The sequence below is a fragment of the Rhizobium sp. SAFR-030 genome (assembly GCF_059415005.1).
In genome coordinates, this window is record NZ_JBPFDO010000008.1 from 83,850 (window position 1) to 108,313 (window position 24,464).

A 24,464-nucleotide genomic window follows, 5' to 3' on the forward strand; every position below is an offset into this window, starting at 1 on the left:
GTCCGGGAGCTAACAATCGTTTCGCCCCTCCGAGTGTGGAGTTAGATTATCCACGACGAGAACGGGACCTGTCCCTGTCTGATCGGAGGCAGAGGCCCCGCTGGAATGCATTGCGCGAACCTGCTCAGCAAGATGTTTTGCGTGAACCCGTGCCGCATCATCGAAGATAGATCGGAGGCGCTTCACGCCTTCCGAGAAGGCAGCAGCAACCGCTATTCCATCCAGCATCTGATTTCTGATCAGTGCTTCGACGACCACCAGGAGCAGACGGGTGTCGAGCATCATTCGCTGGTTCAAGGCCGAGATCTTTCCCTCAACACCATCATGTTTTGCCTCAAGCAGGCCCGCAAGCTCATCACTTCGCTGTTTGGCGGCTTCCACTTCTGCAAGGAGATCGTTGATGCGTCGCGTCGTGCCGCCTTCCGAAGCTTGCATGTCGGCGTCTCTGCAGTTCATGTGATGATCCTGTCGGCAACTGTTGCTGTTCCTAGACGCGACTCCCCATCAAAAGGTGAAGCGTCCACATGACAGGCATCCTTACAAATTTTCATCCCAGAAGTTTCGCAGGACTGGATCAGCTTGTGCCATGGAGAATGTGCGCTCCTGTGCATGCGATGACGAATTTTATCGGCCGCACGCTCGGTACATGCCGAGCCAGATACCTTCTTCCATGCGCTGCGGAAAACCTCCGTCGACTTAGTAGCTGTAACTCTGGCTCTTGAGGCCGGCAGAGCGCTCAACAACGATTGGCAGAAAATCGGGAGACGATCGGCCGCTAGATGTGGCTCCGCCTTTTATCGCTTGTCAAATCTGTACGCTCTCAGACGGCCACTCTGCCACCACAAGCCGGTAACAGTCGCATTCGCGTGACCGCGTTCCGGCGCGTCCGACCAGACCCAGATGACGGAAACTTCCAGCTCGAAGCTCAGTTTCTCCAAACGTCCTCACCATGGGCCCGATGATGCCAGAGCAATCGAATGATGGCCGGATGCACACCACAGACCTGACGAACTGTGAGCCTCTGTTTGAGCCAAGGCATGTCGTAGATGCCCGGCGCCTGAATAAAGTGATGCGATTGCTTCCGCGGTACCACACGCACCGCCGCTGGAACGCAAAACTCATCAACCTGCTGATCAAGTTGGGGCAGGGGGCGGTTCCGTCGCGCTGGTTCCATGACCGGCCGGTTGCAGAGGCAACGATCACTGCCAATGGGCGCACCGTCGGGTTGCGCATACTGCGGCCGGACGGAGCACCAAGGGGGGCATACATACATTTTCATGGCGGGGCATGGGTTATAGGGAATGCTCGTCTCGACGATGGACTGACCTCGATGATTGCCAAGGAATGCGGTCTTCTGGTCGTGGGGGTAGATTTTCATAATGCTACCGATGATCGTCTCAGTGACTCACTGAATGATTGCGAAGCCGCTCTTGAGTGGGTCCTTGAAAACCTCTCCGCCTTCAATGTTCAAAGCGTCGTCGTGGGAGGCGAGTCATCAGGTGCGCATTTGGCAGCGCAAGCGCTGCTGCGGTTGAGGCGGTCGCGAGGATTGAAGAGAGTATCGGCGTTCGTATCCACCTGCGGCGCTTTCAACCTGAAAGGCTCCCCCAGCTTGAGACACGCTGGCGCCTCCTCTTTGATCGTCAGCGGGCCATCGGCATATCTCAACCTTGAGAGACTACGCCCAGACCTCGAAAACGAGGAGCGGGACGGCCCGCGGTTCGCATCGCTGCATGATATGCCGCCAGCTCTGATAGTCGCCGGCGAACTCGATCCCATTCTAGATGACAGTCTGGAGATGTATCGCAGTTGGCTTGGTCACAACGGCAATGCGAGGCTGGTCGTCGTTCCCCAGGCACCGCACGGGTTCAACCGCTTGCCGACAGCCGTGGCGGCCACGACAAATGCCTACATTCGTAGGTGGATCACGGAGCAAATCGGTTTGCCTTGCTGACGACATCAGCCATCGCCTCTCAGCGAAACTTCAATCCTGCGACGTCCCGCCGTCCGGCTCCAGCCTCAGGAGCTCATCGAAGTCCGCAGACTTACCCTTGGCACGCAGCTTGTCAGCGCGTTTGGAAGCTGCATCGAACAATGCCCGTTTCGACGATGGCATGCCCAGCGCACCATTGCCAGCTCGCGCTCGCCTCCATTGTTGCGGACGATCGGCGCGGGATAGTCGGGGTAGACATCAAGGGCCGGGGGCATATTGCCGAGGCGGTCCAGCGCCTTGGTCAGCGCCCTGATGGCGTCCTGGTTCGTCGAGACGTTGTAGAGGTTGCACATGCTATATCGCTCCGCGGTTAGAGCCAGCCGAAGCTGACGGCGGCGTGCAAGCCGGAAGAGACGGTTGCGGCAAGGACTGCAAGGAATAACATCGCGTTCGACAGCAAATTGCTCGTCATGTCGGGTCCTCCAACCCTAAGGTCCATCTCCTGAATACAGATCATAGCGTCACATCCCGCCAGATGGGAACCCGGCGCATCTCGATGCGCTCTAGGTGCCGCACGACGAGGCCCGGCATTTCCGTTGCGAGCAGACTGACGAAGGCGATCGACACGCTGTCTCGATCGTTGCAGCGGTCGCAGCGGAACTGGCCGCGCAGCTGGAAGACGTTCAGGTCGCCACACAGCTGCTGGATGTCGGATGGTTGATAGTGACGGGTGATCCTGCAGATTGAACAGTTCACCCGCACGAACTGTCCAATCTCATGAGCCTTCGACAGGCGAGGGATCTTGTTGTCGCGGTACGGGTGAGACCTCCCCGCATAGTAGCCCGCAGGCATCAGGAGCGCTCGAAGCTCGGCCGCCACCCGCGCGTCATACCGCGGCTCATGGCACCCTCCGCCAATGCCAGCTGCAGCCGCAGATGCCGGCAGTCATCGAGCAGCGTCGCGACAGCAGCACGCGCGTCGCCGCCATGATAGGCGAGGGCGGCCTCGATCTCCTCAGCGAGACTTGCTTGCTCGTGCTCAACAGCGATCGGTTCAGCAGACACACGTTCTCCTTCGCGCGGAAAGCACGCTTGGTTCGTCATCAAGTCGGAAATGGCCGCTGATCATGCGGCAGATGTTCCCTATATGTTCCATGGGTTGATGGGAGTCAAGCCGGCCGGTTGCGACTGTGGGTCACAATCCACCAGTCTGCTGAAGAGGAACCTCTTCCCGCAGCTATCGTTTTGGTGCGATGCAAAGGTACTTTTTCCATCTTCGCCAGGGCGACGTCTTCGAATAGGATCCGGAGGGGGTGCTTTTGGATTCCGACGAGGCGGCTCTGGACGAGGCTGTCGGGGCCGCGCGAGAGATGGTCGCAGAGGCCGTTCTCAACAACGTTCTGATCGACGGACGGCGTTTCGAGATCTGGGTACACGGCCGCGGTCTGATTACTAGCGTGCCGTTTCACTCTGTCATCCGGCTGTAGTGTCGCCACCAGTGATCATCCAGGTGCTGAGACAGTTGCTTCCTGAGGTCCTCTTAAGCCGCACCGCTCTGGCGCGAAAAGCTGCCCAGCAAGTCCGCTCTGGGGCATGATCGAGCGCAACTTCCCGCTTTACGATGAAGATGATGCGCCTGAGCCGCTCTCTTCCGAATAGTCGTGCGTCCCTTCGCTGTCGCTGCGCAACGACGCATGTCATTCGTACGAGGTGAGGCTGTCGCGGTACAGGATACAGAGCTTGTTTGCCGACCCGGCAATCCGATCGGTTCAGACTGTCGTAGCATAGGCATAATTAGTCGGCGGCGTTAGCCCGCAATCCCGTACTTCCAACTACTTTTAGTTCCACGGCTATAATCCCTGCTTACGGTTCAATCTTCCCGCGGCACGACTTGTTTCAATCCGGAGTGGCCGACATGTATCCGCCAATCGACCTGAGAGAACCTTGGCAACTGCGCGAATTCCTCATGGTGCGAGCCGGCCGGTACAGCCACATCGAAAAAACACAGCGACAGCTCGTTGATCGTACCCTGGCTTCTGCTTTCGGCGATCCTGACGCTCTCGGCAACGGTGATTTGAGCCAGGCGCTGTTCTCCCTTATGCATCGCCTTGCTCAGGGCGAGGCTCGCCTGCTGACGCCGCGTTCGTGAACAGCCAGTGCTCAGTAAGGGTTCATTGACGCGCTGATCGAGTAGCAGCTTCCGGAGCTCCGCCACCCCAGGTGAGGTCCGCGAGGTCAGGCTGCAAGTGAAGAGCCGATGACGGGCTCAAGTGTCGCCGCACAGGTCACGATCATGACCGTCTTGCCGTCTGCATCCACGACATTGATCGTCATGGCGACCGCGTTTTCCTCTTCAAGCTTGCGCCACTTGAAGGTGTGCCTCATGGTTTCTGCCGCTTCAAGCCGCACTGCAGCTGCGTCGGCACATTCGGTTCCGATCTCGTCGCGGATCTGTTCGCCATTGTAGATATTGAAGAAATAGAGGGCCACGCTCGTGCTCCACATCGGGCAAGAGCCAGTCACTCTCTCAGTCGCCAGCGCCGGGATCAAAGGGCGACACAACTCTTTGTGGCAGCCAAAGACGCCGTTTTGACGACGGCAATCGAGTGTGAAGATTTGGAGTGCGCTCCGAGGCGCCGCAGCAGATCACTGCTCCCAACCGGTGCATGCCACGGTGGAGCCAGTTGGTAGGAGTAGCTCGGTGGCCGCCGCGTCGCGCGCTGTAGCGACTTCCCATGTTACAGTCACTGGAGCCCAAGCGAAGCTCTACCCATTAAGGTTGAAACCATCCGGCGGTCGCCTGCAATAGAAGGTTGGCGACGCCCAGCCATAAGCGCTCGCAGCAACGTCGGAGTGCCAAAATGAAAGATGTCGAAGACAACATTGCCGAGCAGCAGCACCAGCTGCGTCTATGTGTGGCTGGAGCAGGCGCTATAGGCATAACGCTCGCCACAAAGCTTGCAGCCCAGTACCCCAACGTAAGCATCTTGGCTCGTGGTCGAACTTTAGCTGACATTCGTGAAAAGGGCATCGCATTAACGGATCGAGACGGTCATCGCGCACTGGAAGTGCCCGTGGCGTCAGCTGAAGGGCTGGGGATCCAAGATGTGGTGTTTCTGTGCCCCAAAGCGCAGGATCTACCCCAACTGGCAAAGGACATTCAGCCGCTTCTACACGAAGGAACGCTCATCGTTCCCGTGGTGAATGGTATCCCCTGGTGGTACTTCGAAGGCGCCGGTGCTAGCCATCGGCCACACGACATCCATGCTGTGGATCCTGGTCGCGAGCTGAAGGCGCTACTGCCCTCCGCCTGCGTTATTGGCTGCGTCACAATGTTTACCGCCGCCAGGATATCACGATCGGAAGCGGTGGCCATGAATGGTGTGAAGCTAGTGCTGGGAGAAATTGATAACCAGGATAAACCCCGTAGCCACGAGCTTGGAGCCCTTTTGAACGCATGCGGGATCGAGACCCGCGTCAGCGAACGGATCCGTGATCCGCTCTGGACCAAAGTAATTGCGAATCTGATGTCCAATCCACTTTCTGTAGTCGCCGAAACTCACCTGAGAGACCTGTGCGGGCTCGAACCTTTGTCCAGGGTCGTGAAGCAGCTCCTGAACGAAGCGCTCCTTGTAGCGGCCAGCTATGGCGCGCGCCTCGAACTTGATCCTGAGTCACTGATGAAGTTCGCTGCCGGAATGGGCGAGGTCAAGACGTCGATGCTCCAGGACTACGAAAGTGGGCACCCCCTTGAACTCGGAGCAATCTGCGACGCAGTAATAGAGTTAGGTGACATTCGAGGACTGGACATGCCGTTGACCCGCACAATCACCGCTATCGCCAGGTACAAGAGCGACGCAGCTATGAGAGCGGCCGTTTAAAACCATCCCTTCCGGCCGAGAATGGCAGGGCCCGCCTCGAAAGCTCCCTCTACAGCAGTCACATTTAACCCGCATGTTCGTCAGCAATTCCTGACGCGCAGCATTGTGTAGTTCTCTGGTTTCGCAGGTTGATTACCGACGATTCAACCGGTGTTAAGAGGAAGAAGCTACCCTTCTTTGTCGCATGGGGGCAATGATGCTGAGAATTCTCGCTATAGTATTCGTGTATTTTGCTATTACGACCTTCACTTTAGCTGATGAGGGCGATTGGCAGGTAGTCAAGGCAACCGAACAGGTGACGGTCAAGGTCACCGATCGTCCTTGGCATGCGGTAAAGGTGGGCGATGTCGTCGCCAACAAGTCCTGGATTCAGACCGGCCCAAGGGGCCGTGCGCAACTGGTCCGCGGCACCGAAAGCATAATCATACAGCCAAACTCCATGGCAGGAATTTTTACCAGAGGTGACATCGAGAGAAAGACCAAGGTCATTCAGCAGATTGGGGTCTTGGATTTGGAGATAGAGAAGCGCAATCAACCGCACACGACCGTGGTGACTCCATACTTGGCGGCTGTGGTGAAGGGTACCAACTTTAGCGTATCCGTGGCCAACGGCAGTGCCAAAGTGGCCGTCAATCGGGGGCTGGTTGAGGTCACCTCCTATCAAACAGGCCAGCGTGCAAATGTAGGGCCTGGTCAGCGCGCATCGGTAGACACTTCAAATGGTATGACGGTTTCCGGCGTGCGGTCGGCTCCGTCCATCACCTCTGTTTCTCCGTCGACAGCTCCTGTTAATGCTGTGGGAGCAGTCGCTCCAGTCGGTCCGGCAGTTGGCTCCAGTTCCCCAGGCAGAGCGCCTTCTGCCCCTTCTATCGGCGCCAGTTCTGCGAAGGGCGGCAGTCGCAACCCCGACAGCGATCAATCAAATACCAGCAGAACGGACGGCGACCAGAAGGGTCGTGGCGGTATTCGCGGCTCTTCCGGCGGTCAAAGCAGGAAAGACAGCGGCGGCATAGGTGACGGAGGTTCTAAGGGCGGCGAGGACGGCGCAGGAAACGGCAACGGCAACGGGAACGGAAAAACTGACGGCCTTGGGAGAGGTCCGGGGGAAGGTAACGCCGGCGTCGGAAACGGGAATACCGATGGAACTAGAACCGGGAAGGCGGATAACGGAAACGGAGTAGGAAACGGCGAGGGCTTTGGTAACGGCGGAAATAGCGGCAACGGAAACAAGGGTAACGGCAAGGGTAACGGCGGAGGAAACGGTACTGGAAATGAAGGCAATGGCCGCGGTGCGACCAGCGGGACCGGGAACGGGAACGGGAAAAAGGATTGAGCGATGGGACGTTGTTCAGCCATCTGGTCTAGAACAGTACCGTCTGCTTCGCGCGCAGTCCGGTTGGTCGTTATCGGACTGATCTTTGCGGTAGTCTTGGCAGGAGCGGCAGTTCCGCTCCTTAAGTATCTTGATAATGAACTTGTTGCCCGACGCTTCGCGGCAGCTCCTCGCCCGGCATCGGGAGAGATCGTCTACCTGGCAATCGACAAGAAGACCCTCGATACCGTGGGCACCTGGCCGTGGCCGCGCAGCGTTTACGCGAAGTTGCTGGAGAAGCTATCCGGGGCAGGCGTCAACGACATTTTCATCGACATCGATTTCAGCACTCCATCCTCTCCGACAGAGGACACCGCATTGGCAGAAGGCCTTGCCAAAGTCGGTGGCGGGGTCATTCTTCCCGTCTTCAGTCAACGTCTTTCGGCGGGAGATCCTGGATTGCTGGCCGTTACCCGGCCAATACCGATGCTCGGTGCAAACGCTTGGCTGGCATTTGCAAACGTCGTTGCAGATGACGACAGCATCGTGCGGTCGATCCGAGGCGGCGATATGTTGGACGGTCAGAAGACACAATCAGTTGCGGCTGTTTTGGGCCGATCTGATGATGCTGACGGCAGCGTGCTGATTGACTACTCGATCGATCCGAAGACAGTGCCCATGATTTCCTTGGCCGACGTGTTCGATCCTGCGTTCGACGACAACCGGCTGGCAGCCCGTTCGGTCGTCGTTGGAGCTTATGCAAGCGAGCTCAAGGATATCTTCCCGGTTCCAGTCTACCGACAGCTTCCCGGGCCATTGCTGCACATTCTTGGCGCGGAAACCCTTAAACAAGACCGATTGCTGAGACCTGTGCCTCGACTGCCGCTGGATTTGGGATTCGCGGCTCTGGTAATCTCCGTTGTCTTGAGCTTGCGCGCCCGGCCTACCTTCCTTGTGGCGTGGCTTGCCACCGCGATGTTGATAGCTATCGAAGGCTTGGCTTTCTTCCTGCAAAAGAACTACGGGATACTCCTCTCTACCGCGAGCTGCTGGGCCGTCCTGCTGCTGGGCATACTGCTAGCGTTGACCGAGAAGGTGAATTTCAGTCGGTTCCTGATGGAGATTGCCAATGCCGAACAACGAAACATTCGCCGGTTGTTGCGCAAGGTCGTGACGGACAGCACGGATGCCGTCATCGCGTTCGACCACAACATGAATATCTTCGAAGTCAGCGCGTCGGCCGGCCCGATGCTGGCCGCCAGCACCTCAAGTCGGCGCGGGACATCACTTGAAGATGTGTTGCCAAGCTCCCTCTATCGTCAGGTGCTCAGCCTCGTAGCAGAGCTTGTGCGTGAGCCGCTTGCTGTCCATGGGTGTACCCACGAGGTGGCTGTGGAGGTCGATGGGTCACTTCGACATCTGGATGCAACCGTGACACTGTCTCCCTTGGAACGTCCCGATGAAACGGGCCGTAGCGTCACTACCTCCTTTATCGGCAGCCTGATGATCAGGGATATGACGGCGCGCAGACATTATGAAGAGCGTCTGAGATACCTTTCGCAGTTCGACGACCTAACCGGCTTGATGAACCGCAGAACCTTCTCGACCCATCTCAAGGAATACGAAGGGCAGTTCTTCGTCCTAGCTATCGGGCTGCACCGCTTAAGCGTCATCAATGCGACCATGGGGCGAGACACCGGAGATGATGTGCTGCGAGGTGTCGCAGCTCTGTTGACGGCTGAGCCTCGAATAACCGCCGTGGCGAGGCTGGGCGGCGACGTCTTCGCCATCGTGATCCCTAAACGTGGTGTCGAGCGACAAGAAGAGATGATCGAGATCGTCATGGATCTTTTCGCTGCACCGATGAAGGTTGGTCTCAGCAGCAACCAGCTCAGCGTGCGCGTCGGAATATGTGCCGACATGCTGCCGGATGAAGCAGGTGATGTATGGGTAGAGCGCGCCGAGCATGCGCTTGACGATGCAGCGAGGGTGGCGGGAAGTGGTTGGCGCGCGTATGATCCGGCTGCCGCCCTTCAACAGCAACATGCGCGTGAACTGGAACGGGCGATGCGCGACAGCCTCACGCGCGGCGAGTTCTATCTCGCATACCAACCACAGGTCGACCTTCGGACGGGACGTCTCCGCGGTGCCGAGGCGTTACTGCGCTGGAACCACCCATCATTCGGATTGGTATCGCCAGCCACTTTCATCCCCGTTGCGGAGGCGAACGGGTTCGTGTGTGAGCTGGGCCGTTGGGCGATCAATGAGGCGTGCCGTCAAGCCGCTCTGTGGCCGGACGAGCTAAGCGTTGCCGTCAACGTCGCCCCTGTCCAGCTAATCCGGAGCGACTTGGTCGCCGACGTCGGGCTCGCTTTGCAGAGGCACGGCATCACGTCGCGCAGGCTTCAACTCGAAATCACCGAATCTGCGTTCGTAGAACGAAGCAGCCAAGTCTTCGGCACGATCAAAGCATTACGGGAAATGGGTATTGAGATCGCCCTTGATGATTTTGGAACCGGTTACTCTAATCTGGCCCATCTCGCGGAGTTCCCACTCGACAAACTCAAGATCGATCAGTCTTTTGTCCGAAAGCTGGCTGACGATCCACGCAGCCTGGCAATTGTCCAGACCGTCAAGTCCATGGCAGAGGGGTTGTGTTTGCGCGTTGTCGCGGAGGGTGTTGAAACACAAGTTGAGGCTCAGCTGCTGGCTGCCATGGGCTGCGAATTGGGGCAAGGGTACTACTTCGGAAAGCCTCAGACCTCAAAAGATATACTAAGACTGCTCGATGCTGCCCCTTGGATCACGGCAGCTTAACGCCGGATGATGGCATCTGGCTCACACGGCCACGATTGTAGCTGCGCAAGTAGCCGCGTCGCAGACTGCTCCTTCCGGCTTGGGTCCGGAACCGGCCATGCTCCTTGAGCTTGTAGAGAGCTGTTCAGGCGCCCGTGAAAACCTTTCCACGAAGGAATCATCACGCATCCAAGCACGCTGCTGGATCGTATGAGAATCTCGGCGGTGCGGCAGTGGACGAAAAGGTGGGTGCACGTCTAGTGATCGGAGCGCTAAAACTCCAGGACCTTCTAATAAGCGACGAACGCCGCCCTGGTAACTCAACTTCCGGGCGTCTGGCTCTTCGAGAAGTAACTTGCCATTTAACTAGTTAAGTCAACATTACCTAATGCTCGCATGATATTCAGGCCACCAGCCAAGGAGATATGCGTCATGCTGCTCGAGCTGCAAAACGTCGTTCTGGAGATGATAGCCCGCGGCGAGCCCTTGCCAAAGACGCTGGATAAACTCTGTCGCGATGTCGAGCTTATCGCTGACGACGTCATCTGTTCTGTCCTCGCTGTCGTTGGCGATCGTTTGCGTCCGCTTGCAGGACCTTCTCTTCCCGCCGCTTACTCGGCTGCCCTCGAGGGTATCCCCATTGGTCCTTCGGTAGGATCGTGCGGCACTGCAGCCTTTTTAGGTGAAGCGGTCACAGTCATCGATCTGGAACACGATCCGCGATGGGCTGATTTCAAGCATCTCGCTTTGCAGCTTAACGCAAATGCCTGCTGGTCGACGCCAATCTTCAGCAATGGTCGCGTCGTGGCAACTTTCGCGTTCTACTTTCGTGAACTGAGAGGGCCGACCACCGTCGAGCAGCAGATTGTAGCTGCCTGCGTTAACCTTTGCGCCATTGCGATCGAACGGGAAGAGCGTGTTCGAGAGCGTCAGCGCCTGACCTACATCGACGCCCTGACGGGGTTACCGAACCGTGCACGGTTCAACGTTGTTCTAGCTGAGCAAGCGGCCAGACAAGGACGATGGTGGGGTGTTCTGATTGCGGATCTTGATAATCTCAAGCTGGTCAATGACACGTTCGGCCACTCTAGCGGTGATGGTCTTATCTGCATAGCTGGCGAGAGGTTGGCTGCAGCAATTCCAGAAGGCAGGACATTCCGGATTGGCGGGGACGAGTTCGCTATCGTTATAGATGGTGAAACTGCGATAGATCTCGAGGCGGAAGCTTCGAAGATACTCGCCACCATCAAGGAGCCTGCAAGTTGCCATGGCCACGTTGTCGTGCCGAGTGTGACGATCGGTGGAGCGATAGCTAAACAGGGCGACACCCCTGACCAGGTGAGACAGTCTGCTGACATAGCGCTCTACCACGCGAAGGAGCGTTCGAAGGGGAACTACGTCCATTACAATTCCGGCATGGGAACGGCTTTTACGAGGCGTTTCCGCGCGATACGTGATGTCGGCCTGGCTCTCGCTGAAGGCCGCATAACCGCGCATTATCAACCAATCGTTCGCTTAGACACCGGCGAGGTGGTCGGATTCGAAGCGCTATGCCGGATGATGACAAAGAATGGCACGATCATTTCAGCGGCCAATTTTCACGAGGCAACAAGGGATGCGCACGTCGCATCCGACCTGACCGAGTGCATGCTCCTCAAGGTTGCCCGGGACATGCGCGACTGGATCGACAGCGGATTGCCCCTTCAGCATGTAGGCATCAATCTCGCAGCTGCAGACTTTCATGCCAGGAATCTCAAGGAACGGCTTTCACGCATCTTCGGAGAGACAGGTGTTCCGCTCAAGCATGTCATCCTGGAGGTGACGGAGTCGGTCTATCTGGGACACGGCGAGCATGTCGTGGCCGACGAAATAAGGGGCCTGAGATCTCTCGGCATGCGTGTCGCTCTTGATGACTTCGGAACAGGGTTTGCATCTTTGACCCATCTGCTGACGGTGCCGATCGACATCATCAAGATCGACAAGTCTTTCGTGGACCGGCTGGCGCTCGAGGAGGGCGCCGGCGTTATCGTGGAAGGCGTTATCAATATCGCCAACAGGCTCGGCATCAAAGTCGTTGCAGAAGGCATCGAGACGGAGGAGCAGCTAGAAAGGCTTCTGAGTTTCGGCTGCAGCTTGGGCCAGGGTTACTTGTTCTCAAAGGCGGTAGACATCACTGCTGCGACACTCCTATTACAGCACTTCGGTCAGCCTCAGACACAACCGTCAGGACCGATACGGGCTGAGCGTCGCACGAGCGATTGACTGGGGCCGCCCTATCACTCAGTCGGCGCGTTCGCACTCAGTTAGCAGACGGCGATTTCGAGCATTCCCCAAACGGTCGGGGGCCTTCGCGGTCTGCCAGCTTAGCGTCGGTATTCGACGCTTGCCTAGTCCGACAGAAATGGCTCCGGCCCACGACTGGGAACCAGGGCGACGTCCTATTCGGCTTCGTCCAATCAGGTCTGAAGTTGGTCATCTTTCGAGGGTGGAAGCGTATACGCGACCAGACATTAATCGGTGTTCAGATGCTCGTCTACGAGCTGAAGGTGAGCTATCTGACTAGATGAAGATGGCATTCAGTTTGTGCGGCTGCCGACTTCTAGGTGAACGTGGATGACAAAATTTCTGCTCCCAAAGTTGGCTGCCGACGGAAGAACATCACAGTCGGGCCATCGGAAGGTTCAGCGGACGACGTTTGAAAATTTGAGGATTAGGCTTTGCCGGGAACCCCCACAGCCTCCCGCCATCCATGGAGTGTTCGGCGGCAATCAGAATAAGTCGCACGGATTCGGATCGATGACGACGATCCTGCACCTGGCTGGCCAGGAACCGCAAAGCCTAGACGTGTGGTCAGGCGAAGGCGATCACGGCGGTGCCGACCCGGTGATGCTCTCGCACCTTTTCGATCCCTCGGTGACCGGTAACCGGTACGGCCGCGGTTCGAGCCATATCGATGACGCCTGGCCAGTCCTCACAGGCGTCGCGGCAAACGCCTCCATCGAGACGGGCGAGATGATCCACATCGAGTGGTTCCTCGCTGACAGCGGCATCACCTTGCCGCAGAAGCAGTGGTGACTTTTGAGGTACCGCGTCATGCGATCGTCCGAGCTTGAGGTTTGAAGAGTAGCAAACGGTATGTTGAAGCATCGCTTCGATAGCAACAAAGTTTGGCATCGCGATCGGCCTCTGCTCCTCCCACCACTAAAGTCAACCAGATGATGGCATCAGGGATTTCGCCGGAAGTGGTAACCGTCGTCTTTCGGAGGGCGGCAGGTCATCTCCTCCCGGTTGCTGCGCAACTTTAGAATTAATTTCCGCATCATCAAGATCAGCCGCAATCCCCCGTCCTCGCTTAACTCTACTCAACCGGTAGTCTTTCGGAGGAAAGAGGGTGACGGATGAGTGGATTGACTGACACTATCGAAGCGGACGTCCTGGTAATCGGCGGCGGTCCGGCGGGATGCTGGGCTGCGTGGAACGCGGTATCGCGGGGTCTGGATGTCGTACTTCTCGACAAAGGCTATGTCGGAACGAGCGGCGCGACCGCGGCCGGCAACACCACTACGATCTATACGAAGCATGGCAGCGCCGAACGTGCAGCGACGATCGCGCAACGGGTCAGGCTCGGCCACGGGTTCACTGAACCGGATCGTGTCGAGCGGGTGCTCGACCGGACCCACCAGAACCTCAACCTGCTGGCGGAGTGGGGATATCCTTTCCCGTCCTACGAGGACGGTCGTCCCTACCGAGGCATGCTGCGCGGACCCGACTACCTCCGTTTCATGCGCCAGAAGCTCATCAAGGCGCGCGTCAAAATCCTTGATCATTTCCCGGCCGAAGAACTGCTCGTCTCCGACACCGGCGTCGCCGGCGCCATCGCGCGGGATCGTCGCACCGGCGAGGCTGCCGGAATCCGTGCCGGGGCGGTCGTTATCGCGACGGGTGGCTGCGCTTTCCTCAGCGGCGCGCTTGGCACCAATAACCTCACCGGCGACGGCTACCTGATCGCCGCAGAGGCAGGGGCCGTGCTGTCAGGGATGGAGTTTTCGGCCCAATACGGCATTTCACCGGCCTATTCGAGTGTCACCAAGGGCGTCGTCTACTTCTGGGGAACGTTTACCGACGAGGACGGCAATGTGCTCGGCGCTGCGGGAGATCGTCAGACAGCCGTCGCCAACCAGCTGATCAAGGGGCCAGTCTATGCAGTGCTGGACAAGGCACCTCCGCGGCTTCAGGAAGGGCTCCGGCGCGGGCAACCGAACATCTTCATGCCGTTCGACCGGATGGGGATCGACCCGTTCCGGGAGCGCTTTCCGATCACCCTCCGGCACGAGGGAACGGTTCGCGGAACAGGTGGGCTGAAGATAGACCATCGCGCCTCGACGACGGTTCCGGGCCTGTTCGCAGCTGGCGACGCAGCAACGCGGGAAGCGATGTCGGGCGCGACCACTGGCGGCGGCGGTCCGAACTCCAGCTGGGCGATGGCGACCGGATCGTGGGCAGGAGAAGACGCCGCGAGATATGTGCAAAGCCTGGGCTCGCAATGGCGGTCGCGATCCGTCGCGCGCGTCAACACGTCGCCGCTCCTGATGGCGGCCAGGAACCGGCCGGACGTCACCGCCGTCACCGAGCTTGTAAAAAGCCGGATGCTGCCCCTGGAGCGCGGCTTCTTCCGCACCGCACGGTCGCTGGACGAGACGTCTTCGGCGTTGCGCGACCTCTGGCACGATCGGACATGGCGGGAACTGCCCGCTGCGAAGTTTCGCGAGGCCGAGGCTCTCATCGCCACGGCCCGATGGGCAACCGAAAGCGCACTGCTGCGCCCGGAAAGCCGCGGCCTGCAGCGGCGGCTGGATCACCCCGGTCAGAACCCCGCACTTGTCCGCAGCATTGAAACCGGCGGCACCGACACGCTGTGGTCCGCTGTCACCGCTGATCATCAGGCAAGGAGCGAAGCATCATGATCGAGATCGTCAGCGCCGACAGGTGCGTCCAGTGCGACCTTTGCGTCGATGCCTGCCCCGACAACGTCTTCGATGCGGTGCCGGACGGCGTTCCGGTCATCGCACGACAGGCGGATTGCCAGACCTGCTTTCTCTGCGAGCTGTTCTGTCCGACCGACGCACTTTACGTCTCGCCACTCTCGGAAGCCATCGAGGGCACGAGCGAACGGGATCTGGTCGAGCGCGGCGTGCTCGGCAGCTTCCGTCGCGAGATGGGCTGGAAGAACGCCAAGCCGCGGGGAACCGCTGGCGACCTTAGCTACCGCATCTTTGAAACCGGCACGATCATTCCCTGATTGGAGAGCACCATGCGCAGACTAATATCCTCCTTAATCCTCGCCGCCACGGTGGCTGTCACCGCCGCTCCCTCACGCGCCGAAGATGCACCGCAGACGATCCGCTTCGGTGATGTCGGCTTCGGTTTCGGCACGCCCTTCGGTGTCGGCCTTCTGGCGATCGCAGACGCCAAGGGCTTCATCGCCGAAGAATTCGACGGAACTCCGACCAAGCTGCAGTTCACCTATTTCACCGGCACGGGGCCGGCCATCAACGAGGCTCTGTCGAACAAGCAGCTCGACTTCGCCTCCTACGGCGCCGTTCCCAACATCATCGGTAAGGCAAACGGGCTGGACACGGTCATTCTCGCCTCCTACGGCGGAACGACGGTCTTCGGTGCCGCACGGCCCGACCTGACTATCAAGTCCGTGAGCGATCTCAAAGGCCGGAAAGTTGCGATCCAGAAGGCGACGATCATTCACTGGGCATTTATCTCAGCGCTCAAGAACGCCGGGCTGTCCGAGAAGGACGTGACGATAGTCGACCTGAAGAACGCCGACCAACTGGCAGCCCTAGCCGCCAAGAGCGTCGACGCAGCCTTCGGTGCCGACTTCCTGCTTCCGCTCGAGGAGAAGGGCGTCGCGAAGGTCTTCTACAAATCATCCGAACAGGGCGCTGCCGGGGATGGTTTCGGTGCCTTCCTCACCACCGACACGTTCCGCAAGGCATATCCGGAGGCGACGCAGAAAGTGGTGAACGGCTTCGTGAAGGCGGCCCAGTGGCTGGCCGACGAGAAGAACCGCGAGGAGGCCTACCAGATCTGGTCACGTGCCGGGACGCCGATCGAGGTCATCCGCAAGGCCAATGCAGGCAGCCAGCTCAGGGACAAGTACAATCCGCGCCTCGACGCCTTCTTCACCGCCCGCTACCGGAGCGGTATCGCCTTCGACGCCGAGCAGAAACTGATCCGCCGCGACGTCGATCTCGATGCATGGGTGGACCGGTCCTATGTCGAGAACGCCGTGTCTTCGCTGAAGCTGCGGGCCCTCTGGCCCGACCGTGGTGCCAACGGCACCCTGCAGAACTGATCGGAGCGGATCGATGGCAGCGCTCGACGCGAACATTGACATCTCCGACCGGAAAGCTCGCACCGGCGCGCGCGCGTCCGGCACCTCTCTGATCGGGAGGCTCGGAAGCGCTGCCGTCATCCTCTTCGTGCCAGCACTCATCCTGCTGCTGTGGTGGGTGAGTGCAACCCGGGCCTGGGTGTCGCCGCAGGTCCTGCCGCCGCCGATCTGGGTATTCTCGACATTCGTGGATCTTTCGAGTAGCGGCGAAATCGTATCAGCGGCGATGATCAGCTTCAGGCGCATCGCGCAAGGGTTTCTGATCGGTGCGACGTTGGGCTTCCTGTTCGGCCTGCTGATCGGTCACTCCAAATCTGCCGAGGCCTATCTGGGGCCAACATTCAGGGCGCTGGCGGCGGTTCCGTCACTAGGATGGCTTCCGATCCTTATCCTGCTCTTGGGCATCGAGGAGGCGCTGAAGATGGTCATCCTCGCCAAAGCCTGCTTCGTGCCGATGGTGATCTGCACGACCGAAGGTGCTCGCAACATCCCCAGGCACCTGTCGGAAGTCGCCCACGTGCTGGGCGTCAGCAGGACGACCCGCTTCTTCAAGCTCGTAATTCCGGCCATGGCCCCGTTTCTCGCCAGCGGCGTCAGGCTCGCGCTCAGCCAGGCCTTCGTGTCGCTGATCGTTGTCGAGATGCTCGCAGGCACGAACGGCCTCGGTTACATGATGGTCTGGGGTCGGACGCTCTTCCAGCTCGATATCGTCATCGTCGGCATGCTGGTCGTCGGGTCGGTGGGCTTTCTAATTGATCTTCTCCTGAAGAGGGGCGAAGCCTTCATCCGCGCGGAAAGCGGGGCCAATGGCTAAGTCCGGCATCGTCTCGCGCAACCTTCCCCGTGGGGCGATCCTGCCCCTGGCGGTGTTGCTGCTCTGGTGCGGAGCGACCTCGACCAGCCTCCTCTCTGGTCCGCTGGTCGTGACACCACGGCAGGTCATCGAAGCGCCGTTTCTCGATCAGTCCGGCCGAGAGCTGTGGGGAGCGCTCGCCACCAGCCTTGCCCGCGTCGCGGCGGGAGGCGTGACCGGCAGCCTGCTCGGTCTCTCCCTCGGTTACGTCGCCGGCCTCTACCGGCTCGCTGGGCTCGGGCTGTCGCCGACCATTCACACGGTCCGGCAGGTGGCGCTGTTTGCTTGGATCCCGTTGCTGACCGCATGGTTCGGCAACGGCGAAGGCATGAAGCTCACGTTCACCGCGCTCTCTGCTTTCTTCCCGCTGTTCCTGTCGGCTGAACAGGGCATACGTCAGGTACCCCGTTCGCTTATCGAGACCGCTAACGTCCTCGGCCTGAGATATCGCACTAGGCTCTGGAAGCTCTATTTGCCCGCCGCGCTGCCGGCTATCTATGTCGGGCTCCAGATCGCCGTGCTATCGGCCTGGATCGGAACGATCGGTGCAGAATATGCGATCGGCAACGGGCGCGGGCTGGGCAGCTACATCGCGAGCGCCCGGGACCAGTTCCGGATGGACATCGTCATCGTCGGGGTCGTGGCGCTCGCGGCAGGCGGGATCCTACTCAACAGCCTGGTGACGACAGCAATTAGAAAACTCTTTCCATGGACGGGTGGCATCGCATGAACGCACCAGCATCGGCTCTCTCTGTCGAACACGTGACGAAGACATATCCGCTTGACGGCGTCCACCGCCCCGTTCTGCGAGACGTCAGCTTTGTCGTCGGACACAACGAGATCGTCTCAATCGTCGGCGCGTCGGGCTGCGGCAAGTCGACACTGCTGAGGTTGATCGTCGGCCTTGACACGGACTACCGTGGATCGATCACCAAGCATGATGCCAACGCCAGCGACAGGCGGATCGGCATGGTATTCCAGGATCACAGGCTGTACCCGTGGCTGACGGTCGAAGCCAATGTCGGCCTGGCGCTCGATAACAGCGCGCTCTCTCAAGCGCAGCGCCGGGAGAAGGTTAGACACTACATCGATCTCGTCGGCCTCACCGAGTTTGCCAAGGCCTATCCACGCCAGCTTTCGGGTGGCATGGCGCAGCGTGCGGCGATCGCTCGGGCTCTCGCCCAGGAACCGGAGATCTTATTAATGGATGAACCGTTCGGCGCCCTCGATTCCATCCTTCGCATGCGACTGCAGGAAGAGCTCCTGACGATCTGGGAGAGTAACCGCGTTGCGATCGTCATCGTCACCCACGATGTGGAGGAAGCCCTCTACCTTGGCGACCGGATAATTGTCATGGAGCCGAACCCGGGGAGGATTCGCGACATCATCGAGGTCGATCTGCCCCGGCCTCGAGACCGCGCTGCAAGTCGCCTGATCGAGCTCCGGCGACAGTGCCTGTCGATGCTCGTCTGAAACTCTCGATTTGGCCTGGAACGCATTACGGATCCCGAAAGTGATTCTGTCAGCCGTTTCTCCTAGCGGAAGGTTAGTGTGTTCCATAACCTATATTATCGGTTTTTATTAGCCGGCTAATCTAGTTTACCAAAGGCTTTCGGATCGTGCAGGCTGAGCACGCCCTCGCCTATGCGAGACTCTCACTCCTGGGACGGCTTCGAGCGTGAAGCAGTCGACCGCATTCGGCCCAAAGCGGACATAGAGCTCCAACCAGGTAGCAGCATCAGCAATCCAGGATGTCGCGTTCATTCGATGCGTCGTATTTCCTGAGTTCGCCTCGCATTTTACCGCTCCAGCGGCTGACAAACGCGATCGTGTCGGCTGCCTGCAAATGAGCGCTAAGCGCAGCCGGATCGACCCAACGTTCCGATATCAGCAATCGACCTGATTGTGGATCGTCCACGGCAGCATCATACGTGATGCTTCCCGGACGCTTTCGTGTTGTGGATGCCAGCGCATTCAGTTCTGTCATTAATTGCGCCAGATCGGCTGGATCGACGTGCATGTAGCCGGTGATAATCAGCATGGGATAGCCCCTCCATTAGGCCCCGACCACCTGTTCGCGGCGGCCTGGGCCTTGACTGGTCAAGTGGTGATCAGACGGCGACCAGCACGATCTTGCCCTGGATGCTTCCTTCGGAAGCACGACGATGCGCTGCCGATGCCTCGGCCAGCGGATAAGTCCTGTCGATCACCACCCGTACGGAGCCGTCCTCAAGCAGACGGCCGGCCTCTGCCAATTGCGCGCCGTTCGAGCGCACCTGCGTCGTCGAGACTGTTATCTTCCGCCGGGCGGCTTCGTCATGACCTGAAAAACCCAGCGGGTTGACGAGAAACAGGGCGCCATACGGCTTAATGCTGCGGAGAAAGCGTTCCATATTCACGCCGCCGACGGCATCGAGCACCAAATCAACATCCTTGGCCACGGTTTCGGCAGACGTCTTCGTGTAGTCGATGAAGATATCGGCACCGAGATCATTGAGAAGCGCCTCATATTTGCCGGAAGCAACGGCCACCACCTTCGCGCCTTGCCATTTCGCGATCTGGACTGCGAGATGGCCGACGCCGCCGGCGGCACCGTTCACCAGCACTGTCTTGCCGTCGAGCGGAGCCGGGGCATGCGGGAAGGTCTGGAAAGGGTTCGGCGCATCGTGTCCCAGATCGACCAAAAATTGCCAGGCGGTCAGAAGCGACATCGGCGCGCCGGCAGCCTGGATGTGGTCGATCCCGGCGGGCTTCAGCGCCAAGTCCGATGCGGGAACACGAACATATTCGGCATAGGCGCTGCTTCCCGTCATGAGATCATGCGGGAACCGGACCATCGCATGGACCTCGTCGCCGACCTTGAACTGCGTCACGTCTTCTCCGACGGCCGCAACCGTGCCGGAAACGTCCGTGCCAAGGATCAGCGGAAAGCTTGGATTGGGCTGCCATTCCGGCGGGAGAGCCCGATAACCATCGCGCAGATAGAGATCCGGCGGGTTGAGGCTCGTGGCATGGACGCGAACAAGCACATCGTCCGCCGAGATTTCCGGTCGGGGTGCATCCTCATAGAGGAGGACATCCGGTCCACCGAATTCGTGCAATCGCACGGCTTTCATCATGTCAGTCATCATGGCCTCGCTTGGATACTGGTTTCGATGACTGAAGATACGATCAACTCCTTCGATTGATAATCATCAGACAATTCGCTTTACTAGTGCCATGAAGGAACAAATCGGAATTGATAGGCTGACGGGGCTGATTGCATTCGCTCGCGCCGGCTCGCTCGGAAGCTACACCGCCGCCGCCCGCTCCTTGTCCATCTCACCCTCGGCGGTCAGTAAAAGCATTCAGCGGCTGGAAAAGCAGCTCGGCGTTTCGCTTTTTGCGCGCACGACACGTTCCCTGACCCTGACGGCCGAAGGACGCGATCTGCATGAGCGTGCGCTCAGGCTGCTGAACGACGCCGAAGAGATCGAGCAGGCGGCAAAAGCAGCGCGCACCGAGCCAGCCGGCACATTACGGATCGCCGCATCTTTGCCGATCGGCCTGCACGTAATAGCGCCCGTGCTTCCTCAGTTTCGCAGGCTCCATCCGAAGGTTAACATAGATCTGCGTCTGAGCGATCACATGGTTGATCTTATTGAAGGCGGTATCGATGTAGCGGTCCGCATCGGCGATCTGTCAGACTCGCGCCTGCTTTCCCGCCGCCTTCTGCCGCATCGGCTATGCTGCTATGCCTCACCCGGATATCTGACCGGGCGCAGCCCGCCGACCCATCCGGACCAATTGGAAGAGCACGAGACTGTCACCCTGCGCTATCAGAGTAGTGGCCAGCTATTCCGTTGGCCTTTCCGTGTCGGCGACAGGGAGGTGGAGATCGTGCCGACCTCCGGCGTTATCGTTGACGCGAGCGAAGCCGTGCTTGCGACGATCTCGGCGGGTGCCGGCATTGGAATGGCAACGAGCTTCATGGCCAGCGCCTGGGTGAGGCGTGGAGCGCTAGTGCCGGTTCTGGCCGACTATGCGGTGGACCGGCACAATATAACAGCGCTGTGGCCTGAGAGCCGACGGTCGAACCCCGCCGTCCGCGCCTTCCTCAACACCCTAGCAGAGCTGTCGTGACATTGGCAGTGAATGTCTGCTTCTGGCGCATTTGAGCCATGACGGCGACCAGCGTATAGCGGTCCGCTGCAGTGACAAGAAACCAAGGTGACGGTATGCTTACCGCCGCAGCGGGGCACGCTGATAACCGCTCTCGTCAAAATTGGTGTGTCCTAGCCAATGAACGAAAGCTGCTTTGTTTGCAGGCCATTCGTCTGCCAACTGCGAATACCAGCTTGTGTCCCGCCGCCGTCCCTTGACAAGGTGAGCCCTCCGCCACGTTCCCTCGTATAAAAATCCAAATCTTTCGGCGGCCCGCTGTGAGCGGAGGTTCAGAGCATTGCAGCGCCACGCCACGCGGTTGAACCCCTGTCCAAAGGCATGATCGAGCAGAATGTAAACGGCTTCCGTGGCAGCGCGTGTCCGCTGTAGACTGGGAGCAAACCAGATGCTGCCGATCTCGATGGCAGCATTATGAGGTTCGATATCGCAGTATGATAGCCAGCCGCTAGCCGTCCCGGCTTTCGGGATCACGGCGAAGAAAGGTTGATCGGCGAGAGCTGCTAGCTTTGCTATGTGGCGTCGGAAATCCTGAAGGGTCGCGAACGGACCGTATCCCAGGTAGGTCCAGCTTTCATCAGCATTCTGAGCTGCATTCCATAGGTCCTCAGTATGTTGCTCATCGAGCGGTACCAGCTTGACGCTTTCGCCGATATGCTCCCGCTTGCCAGGAACTACACAAGTCAGCTTAGGTCCGCCCGGTTCCCAAGGTAAATTTTCCATTCAGCCTCCAGTTCAACAAGGATGACCTACATCGCATCAGCCGAGAGCCTTGGGGATGCTCTGCAAGCTTAGTCGGCAGGAGGAAGCAAATGAGGGTTCCAGACCACGTCCCATAGATGTCCATCCGGATCACGGAAATAGCCAGCGTAGCCGCCGTAGAATGTAGTCATCGGAGTTTTAATGATCTCAGCTCCGGCTTGCGCTGCGGCGTCTATGACGGCGTCGACCTCTTCCATCGTCGAGACATTGTGGCCAATTGTAAAAGACGTGGGGCTTCGAGGCTGTAAGGGCAAGCCAGTGTCGTGAGCAATCTCTCTCTGCGACCAGAGTGCAAGCTTCAGACCTCCAGCTAAATCGAAGAATGCGACCGCGCCATGTTCAAACTCTCGGCCTATGATGCCGTCTGTCGGTAAGCCAAGTCCATCGCGGTAAAAAGAGACAGCTCTTTCAAGATCAACAACGCCCAGCGTCAAAACGGATATTCTAGCCTTCATGCCCATGCTCCTACAGTCGGCACGCGCACCATGCACATGCCATCGTAGTCTTGGGCCGCTAGATGCCAGCGGAAGGACCCACCTTAGTGGGGGTCGGGCCAACCTTCCCGAACCTAACCTGTTTTAGACCTTAGGAAGCTAGCTTCCAAGGCTTCCATCGTCAAGGAGGTCTGCTTACGGCGCGAAGCTCTCGAGCACTGTCTAGGCAACACGAGCTATTAACGCCGCATCTGGCCGTCACTTGTTGAGCTGGCGTACCGCAACAATGCAGATCTGGTCTGCTCATCGGCAGGTAGAAAGGTTTCTATCGCAAGATCGGACACGGTGACGTCAACGGCCGTACCGAAAACGGTCGTCGCGCTAATGAAGGTCAGTTGTCCATACCGACTGTTGAGAATGAGAGGGATTGCAATGGCGGGCACCTCAGGGGTCGACGACGTAGTTCTTCGAAAAGGAACAGGGTAAGACTTCAGTTCTTCAGAAAGCTCTATCAGTCGTTTATCGCCAGTTATATCGATGTCGTGCGAAAGCCTGCACAGAACCTGGTCGCGCCAATCATGGAAGTTGACGATGCGCGACGCTAGGCCGCCTGGATGAAACGTTAGCCGCAGAGCGTTGACCTCACCCTCCAGCAGCGATGGGTCGACGCCCTCTGTCAGCACGCCGACAGTGCGGTTCCGCGCCAAAATATTCCAGCCGCGGTCCAATGCCAGAGCTGGATGAGGTTGATGTGCACACAGTATCTGGTCGACCATCTCCTGAATGTGCTTCATGTCAGGAGAAGTCAGCGGCCTTTTGGAAAATTCTGGCGCGAGGCCCGACGCTACCAGCATTGCGTTTCGCTCGCGAAGCGGCATTTTCAACGGTTCGGCGAGCCGCAGAATGGTCTCCCGGCTCGGCCGCGAGCGTCCTGACTCGATGAAGCTGAGGTGACGCTGCGAGACCCCAGCATCCAGCGAAAGCTCCAGTTGGCTGAGGCGGCGACGTTTGCGCCACATCCGAAGCAGATCACCGATCGAGCGAGAATGAGCGTCCATATCCAAATGACTTCTCGTATAGATCAGTTTGATTACCTCATTGGTAATCGACCCGGCTGTGTCCGTCTCCGATACTCGGCATTGCAAGAAACCGGAGACATTGGGATGACATTACCGAACGTGCCGACAAAATCGACTGGAGAAGTGACCCCGTCCCCTCCCGTCAAACCAGGCGTCACGGCCATAGTGCCAATCACCGCCTTACGTGGATCGACTTCGATGACCGCCTATGCCGTCGGATTACTCCGTAACGTTCGCCTGAACGATGGGATCGTGGCTTACCTGTGCGGTATAGACGCAACACTGGAACCGTTTGGCGGGCGTTTCATCATTCACGGTGGCAGAAAGGAAGTGCTGGAAGGAGCGCCATCCGATGACCTGATCGTCATCGGCTTCCCGACTATGGAGGCCGCGCGTTCCTGGTATGCCTCACCCGCCTATCAGGCGCTGATTGGGTTGAGGAGCCAGGGAGCCGATGGGGACGTCTTCTTGATGGAGGGTGTCGACGAAGCCCACCGCGCGACCGACATCCTGCAGTAGTTGATCGAACCGGCATCGCAAAACGGCACACGCGTTATCTATGAGGAGGTGGCGCTTCCGCAGTAGAACTGCTTCGGCCCACAGGGGTCATTCACCTTCGGTGCAAGTGCGGCGAACGCTGAAATTCGCGATAAATCAGCGACGTTGAATTTTCAGCAAAATTTCTGTCGCAAAAACCTAGCATTCGCGATCGACTTTGCGAAGGATGGGTCACCGGAAGTGACCCTTCTAAGCCATTCCACAATTGCGCGTCTACTCCTGCTAGGCTGCCGTTCACTTTTCTCCTTCATGCCTAAGCCTCGTGTATCGACAGAAGCCGTAGAGAGCCA

General features: G+C 58.8%; 25 protein-coding genes and 1 pseudogene. 16 read left to right on the forward strand and 10 right to left on the reverse strand.

Annotated features, from left to right (window positions below):
- Positions 1 to 9: 9 nt before the first annotated feature.
- Positions 10 to 456 carry a hypothetical protein gene (locus tag ACR65N_RS21250; RefSeq protein ID WP_440458640.1) on the reverse strand — a complete coding sequence of 149 codons (447 nt, stop codon included), beginning with the start codon at positions 454 to 456 and terminating at the stop codon, positions 10 to 12.
- A 532-nt stretch (positions 457 to 988) separates the two neighbouring features.
- On the opposite strand from ACR65N_RS21250, the gene ACR65N_RS21255 reads away from it, so the two are divergent.
- Positions 989 to 1,954, forward strand: coding sequence for an alpha/beta hydrolase (locus tag ACR65N_RS21255; protein ID WP_440458641.1), 966 nt, complete (start codon positions 989 to 991; stop codon positions 1,952 to 1,954).
- Positions 1,955 to 1,993: 39 nt separating this feature from the next.
- Here ACR65N_RS21255 and ACR65N_RS21260 read toward each other — a convergent pair.
- The 3 genes and pseudogenes from ACR65N_RS21260 to ACR65N_RS21270 all read right to left on the reverse strand — a co-directional run.
- Positions 1,994 to 2,286 (reverse strand): annotated as a pseudogene (locus ACR65N_RS21260) (SOS response-associated peptidase); the annotation flags it as partial.
- 160 nt (positions 2,287 to 2,446) lie between these two features.
- Complete coding sequence (locus ACR65N_RS21265) at positions 2,447 to 2,785, reverse strand: hypothetical protein (protein WP_440458642.1); 339 nt, start codon at positions 2,783 to 2,785, stop codon at positions 2,447 to 2,449.
- Positions 2,785 to 2,997, reverse strand: coding sequence for a hypothetical protein (locus tag ACR65N_RS21270; RefSeq protein WP_440458643.1), 213 nt, complete (start codon positions 2,995 to 2,997; stop codon positions 2,785 to 2,787). The genes ACR65N_RS21265 and ACR65N_RS21270 overlap by 1 nt, the downstream gene beginning before the upstream one ends.
- Before the next feature lie 248 nt (positions 2,998 to 3,245).
- Here ACR65N_RS21270 and ACR65N_RS21275 point away from each other — a divergent pair, with 248 nt between their 5' ends.
- Entirely contained in the window at positions 3,246 to 3,419 is a 174-nt protein-coding gene (locus tag ACR65N_RS21275) for a DUF6894 family protein (RefSeq protein ID WP_440458644.1), read from the forward strand.
- A gap of 428 nt (positions 3,420 to 3,847) precedes the next feature.
- Entirely contained in the window at positions 3,848 to 4,081 is a 234-nt protein-coding gene (locus ACR65N_RS21280; RefSeq protein ID WP_430306321.1) for a hypothetical protein, read from the forward strand.
- Positions 4,082 to 4,167: 86 nt separating this feature from the next.
- Here the strand turns inward: ACR65N_RS21280 and ACR65N_RS21285 are convergent, their stop codons facing one another.
- Positions 4,168 to 4,422 (reverse strand): DUF6894 family protein, encoded by a 255-nt coding sequence (locus tag ACR65N_RS21285; RefSeq protein ID WP_430306320.1) that lies wholly within the window; start codon positions 4,420 to 4,422, stop codon positions 4,168 to 4,170.
- Positions 4,423 to 4,793: 371 nt separating this feature from the next.
- Here ACR65N_RS21285 and ACR65N_RS21290 point away from each other — a divergent pair, with 371 nt between their 5' ends.
- From ACR65N_RS21290 to ACR65N_RS21340, 11 genes are all read left to right on the forward strand, one after another.
- Positions 4,794 to 5,813: a ketopantoate reductase family protein gene (locus ACR65N_RS21290; RefSeq protein ID WP_440458645.1), complete on the forward strand. Its 1,020-nt coding sequence runs from the start codon at positions 4,794 to 4,796 to the stop codon at positions 5,811 to 5,813.
- Positions 5,814 to 6,006: 193 nt separating this feature from the next.
- A complete protein-coding gene (locus tag ACR65N_RS21295) occupies positions 6,007 to 7,146 on the forward strand; it encodes a FecR domain-containing protein (protein ID WP_440458646.1) in 1,140 nt (379 codons plus the stop codon).
- A 63-nt stretch (positions 7,147 to 7,209) separates the two neighbouring features.
- Positions 7,210 to 9,942: an EAL domain-containing protein gene (locus ACR65N_RS21300; RefSeq protein ID WP_440458647.1), complete on the forward strand. Its 2,733-nt coding sequence runs from the start codon at positions 7,210 to 7,212 to the stop codon at positions 9,940 to 9,942.
- Between the two features lie 411 nt (positions 9,943 to 10,353).
- On the forward strand, positions 10,354 to 12,183 hold the full coding sequence (locus ACR65N_RS21305) for a sensor domain-containing phosphodiesterase (RefSeq protein ID WP_440458648.1): 1,830 nt from the start codon (positions 10,354 to 10,356) through the stop codon (positions 12,181 to 12,183).
- A 534-nt stretch (positions 12,184 to 12,717) separates the two neighbouring features.
- Positions 12,718 to 12,996, forward strand: coding sequence for a hypothetical protein (locus ACR65N_RS21310; RefSeq protein WP_430306315.1), 279 nt, complete (start codon positions 12,718 to 12,720; stop codon positions 12,994 to 12,996).
- Between the two features lie 323 nt (positions 12,997 to 13,319).
- Positions 13,320 to 14,885 carry an FAD-dependent oxidoreductase gene (locus ACR65N_RS21315; protein WP_430306314.1) on the forward strand — a complete coding sequence of 522 codons (1,566 nt, stop codon included), beginning with the start codon at positions 13,320 to 13,322 and terminating at the stop codon, positions 14,883 to 14,885.
- Complete coding sequence (locus ACR65N_RS21320) at positions 14,882 to 15,220, forward strand: 4Fe-4S binding protein (RefSeq protein WP_430306313.1); 339 nt, start codon at positions 14,882 to 14,884, stop codon at positions 15,218 to 15,220. Before ACR65N_RS21315 ends, ACR65N_RS21320 begins: the two co-directional genes overlap by 4 nt.
- Positions 15,221 to 15,232: 12 nt before the next feature.
- Positions 15,233 to 16,288: an ABC transporter substrate-binding protein gene (locus tag ACR65N_RS21325; protein ID WP_440458649.1), complete on the forward strand. Its 1,056-nt coding sequence runs from the start codon at positions 15,233 to 15,235 to the stop codon at positions 16,286 to 16,288.
- Positions 16,289 to 16,301: 13 nt separating this feature from the next.
- Entirely contained in the window at positions 16,302 to 17,141 is an 840-nt protein-coding gene (locus tag ACR65N_RS21330; RefSeq protein ID WP_440458650.1) for an ABC transporter permease, read from the forward strand.
- Entirely contained in the window at positions 17,134 to 17,910 is a 777-nt protein-coding gene (locus ACR65N_RS21335) for an ABC transporter permease (RefSeq protein ID WP_440458651.1), read from the forward strand. Before ACR65N_RS21330 ends, ACR65N_RS21335 begins: the two co-directional genes overlap by 8 nt.
- Complete coding sequence (locus tag ACR65N_RS21340; RefSeq protein ID WP_430306309.1) at positions 17,907 to 18,653, forward strand: ABC transporter ATP-binding protein; 747 nt, start codon at positions 17,907 to 17,909, stop codon at positions 18,651 to 18,653. Before ACR65N_RS21335 ends, ACR65N_RS21340 begins: the two co-directional genes overlap by 4 nt.
- A 265-nt stretch (positions 18,654 to 18,918) precedes the next feature.
- Here the strand turns inward: ACR65N_RS21340 and ACR65N_RS21345 are convergent, their stop codons facing one another.
- Together ACR65N_RS21345 and ACR65N_RS21350 are read right to left on the reverse strand one after the other, a co-directional pair.
- Complete coding sequence (locus tag ACR65N_RS21345; RefSeq protein ID WP_440458652.1) at positions 18,919 to 19,221, reverse strand: putative quinol monooxygenase; 303 nt, start codon at positions 19,219 to 19,221, stop codon at positions 18,919 to 18,921.
- A 70-nt stretch (positions 19,222 to 19,291) separates the two neighbouring features.
- On the reverse strand, positions 19,292 to 20,308 hold the full coding sequence (locus tag ACR65N_RS21350; RefSeq protein WP_440458660.1) for an NADP-dependent oxidoreductase: 1,017 nt from the start codon (positions 20,306 to 20,308) through the stop codon (positions 19,292 to 19,294).
- A gap of 91 nt (positions 20,309 to 20,399) precedes the next feature.
- On the opposite strand from ACR65N_RS21350, the gene ACR65N_RS21355 reads away from it, so the two are divergent.
- Complete coding sequence (locus ACR65N_RS21355) at positions 20,400 to 21,302, forward strand: LysR family transcriptional regulator (protein ID WP_430306306.1); 903 nt, start codon at positions 20,400 to 20,402, stop codon at positions 21,300 to 21,302.
- A 99-nt stretch (positions 21,303 to 21,401) separates the two neighbouring features.
- On the opposite strand, the gene ACR65N_RS21360 is transcribed toward ACR65N_RS21355, so the two are convergent.
- The 3 genes from ACR65N_RS21360 to ACR65N_RS21370 form a co-directional block, all read right to left on the reverse strand.
- Positions 21,402 to 22,064, reverse strand: coding sequence for a GNAT family N-acetyltransferase (locus ACR65N_RS21360; RefSeq protein ID WP_430306305.1), 663 nt, complete (start codon positions 22,062 to 22,064; stop codon positions 21,402 to 21,404).
- 68 nt (positions 22,065 to 22,132) lie between these two features.
- Complete coding sequence (locus ACR65N_RS21365) at positions 22,133 to 22,558, reverse strand: VOC family protein (RefSeq protein ID WP_440458653.1); 426 nt, start codon at positions 22,556 to 22,558, stop codon at positions 22,133 to 22,135.
- Positions 22,559 to 22,776: 218 nt separating this feature from the next.
- Positions 22,777 to 23,595, reverse strand: coding sequence for a helix-turn-helix domain-containing protein (locus ACR65N_RS21370; RefSeq protein ID WP_440458654.1), 819 nt, complete (start codon positions 23,593 to 23,595; stop codon positions 22,777 to 22,779).
- A gap of 219 nt (positions 23,596 to 23,814) precedes the next feature.
- Between ACR65N_RS21370 and ACR65N_RS21375 the strand changes: the two genes are divergently transcribed.
- Entirely contained in the window at positions 23,815 to 24,135 is a 321-nt protein-coding gene (locus ACR65N_RS21375) for a DUF1330 domain-containing protein (RefSeq protein ID WP_440458655.1), read from the forward strand.
- Positions 24,136 to 24,464: the final 329 nt, after the last annotated feature.

Coding starts and splice junctions, on each gene's coding strand:
- ACR65N_RS21250 (WP_440458640.1), bottom strand. CDS start 456: ATGAACTGCAGAGACGCCGACATGCAAGCTTCGGAAGGCGGCACGACG.
- ACR65N_RS21255 (WP_440458641.1), top strand. CDS start 989: ATGCACACCACAGACCTGACGAACTGTGAGCCTCTGTTTGAGCCAAGG.
- ACR65N_RS21265 (WP_440458642.1), bottom strand. CDS start 2,785: ATGCCTGCGGGCTACTATGCGGGGAGGTCTCACCCGTACCGCGACAAC.
- ACR65N_RS21280 (WP_430306321.1), top strand. CDS start 3,848: ATGTATCCGCCAATCGACCTGAGAGAACCTTGGCAACTGCGCGAATTC.
- ACR65N_RS21290 (WP_440458645.1), top strand. CDS start 4,794: ATGAAAGATGTCGAAGACAACATTGCCGAGCAGCAGCACCAGCTGCGT.
- ACR65N_RS21295 (WP_440458646.1), top strand. CDS start 6,007: ATGATGCTGAGAATTCTCGCTATAGTATTCGTGTATTTTGCTATTACG.
- ACR65N_RS21305 (WP_440458648.1), top strand. CDS start 10,354: ATGCTGCTCGAGCTGCAAAACGTCGTTCTGGAGATGATAGCCCGCGGC.
- ACR65N_RS21310 (WP_430306315.1), top strand. CDS start 12,718: ATGACGACGATCCTGCACCTGGCTGGCCAGGAACCGCAAAGCCTAGAC.
- ACR65N_RS21315 (WP_430306314.1), top strand. CDS start 13,320: ATGAGTGGATTGACTGACACTATCGAAGCGGACGTCCTGGTAATCGGC.
- ACR65N_RS21320 (WP_430306313.1), top strand. CDS start 14,882: ATGATCGAGATCGTCAGCGCCGACAGGTGCGTCCAGTGCGACCTTTGC.
- ACR65N_RS21325 (WP_440458649.1), top strand. CDS start 15,233: ATGCGCAGACTAATATCCTCCTTAATCCTCGCCGCCACGGTGGCTGTC.
- ACR65N_RS21330 (WP_440458650.1), top strand. CDS start 16,302: ATGGCAGCGCTCGACGCGAACATTGACATCTCCGACCGGAAAGCTCGC.
- ACR65N_RS21335 (WP_440458651.1), top strand. CDS start 17,134: ATGGCTAAGTCCGGCATCGTCTCGCGCAACCTTCCCCGTGGGGCGATC.
- ACR65N_RS21340 (WP_430306309.1), top strand. CDS start 17,907: ATGAACGCACCAGCATCGGCTCTCTCTGTCGAACACGTGACGAAGACA.
- ACR65N_RS21345 (WP_440458652.1), bottom strand. CDS start 19,221: ATGCTGATTATCACCGGCTACATGCACGTCGATCCAGCCGATCTGGCG.
- ACR65N_RS21350 (WP_440458660.1), bottom strand. CDS start 20,308: ATGACTGACATGATGAAAGCCGTGCGATTGCACGAATTCGGTGGACCG.
- ACR65N_RS21355 (WP_430306306.1), top strand. CDS start 20,400: ATGAAGGAACAAATCGGAATTGATAGGCTGACGGGGCTGATTGCATTC.
- ACR65N_RS21360 (WP_430306305.1), bottom strand. CDS start 22,064: ATGGAAAATTTACCTTGGGAACCGGGCGGACCTAAGCTGACTTGTGTA.
- ACR65N_RS21365 (WP_440458653.1), bottom strand. CDS start 22,558: ATGAAGGCTAGAATATCCGTTTTGACGCTGGGCGTTGTTGATCTTGAA.
- ACR65N_RS21370 (WP_440458654.1), bottom strand. CDS start 23,595: ATGGACGCTCATTCTCGCTCGATCGGTGATCTGCTTCGGATGTGGCGC.
- ACR65N_RS21375 (WP_440458655.1), top strand. CDS start 23,815: ATGACCGCCTATGCCGTCGGATTACTCCGTAACGTTCGCCTGAACGAT.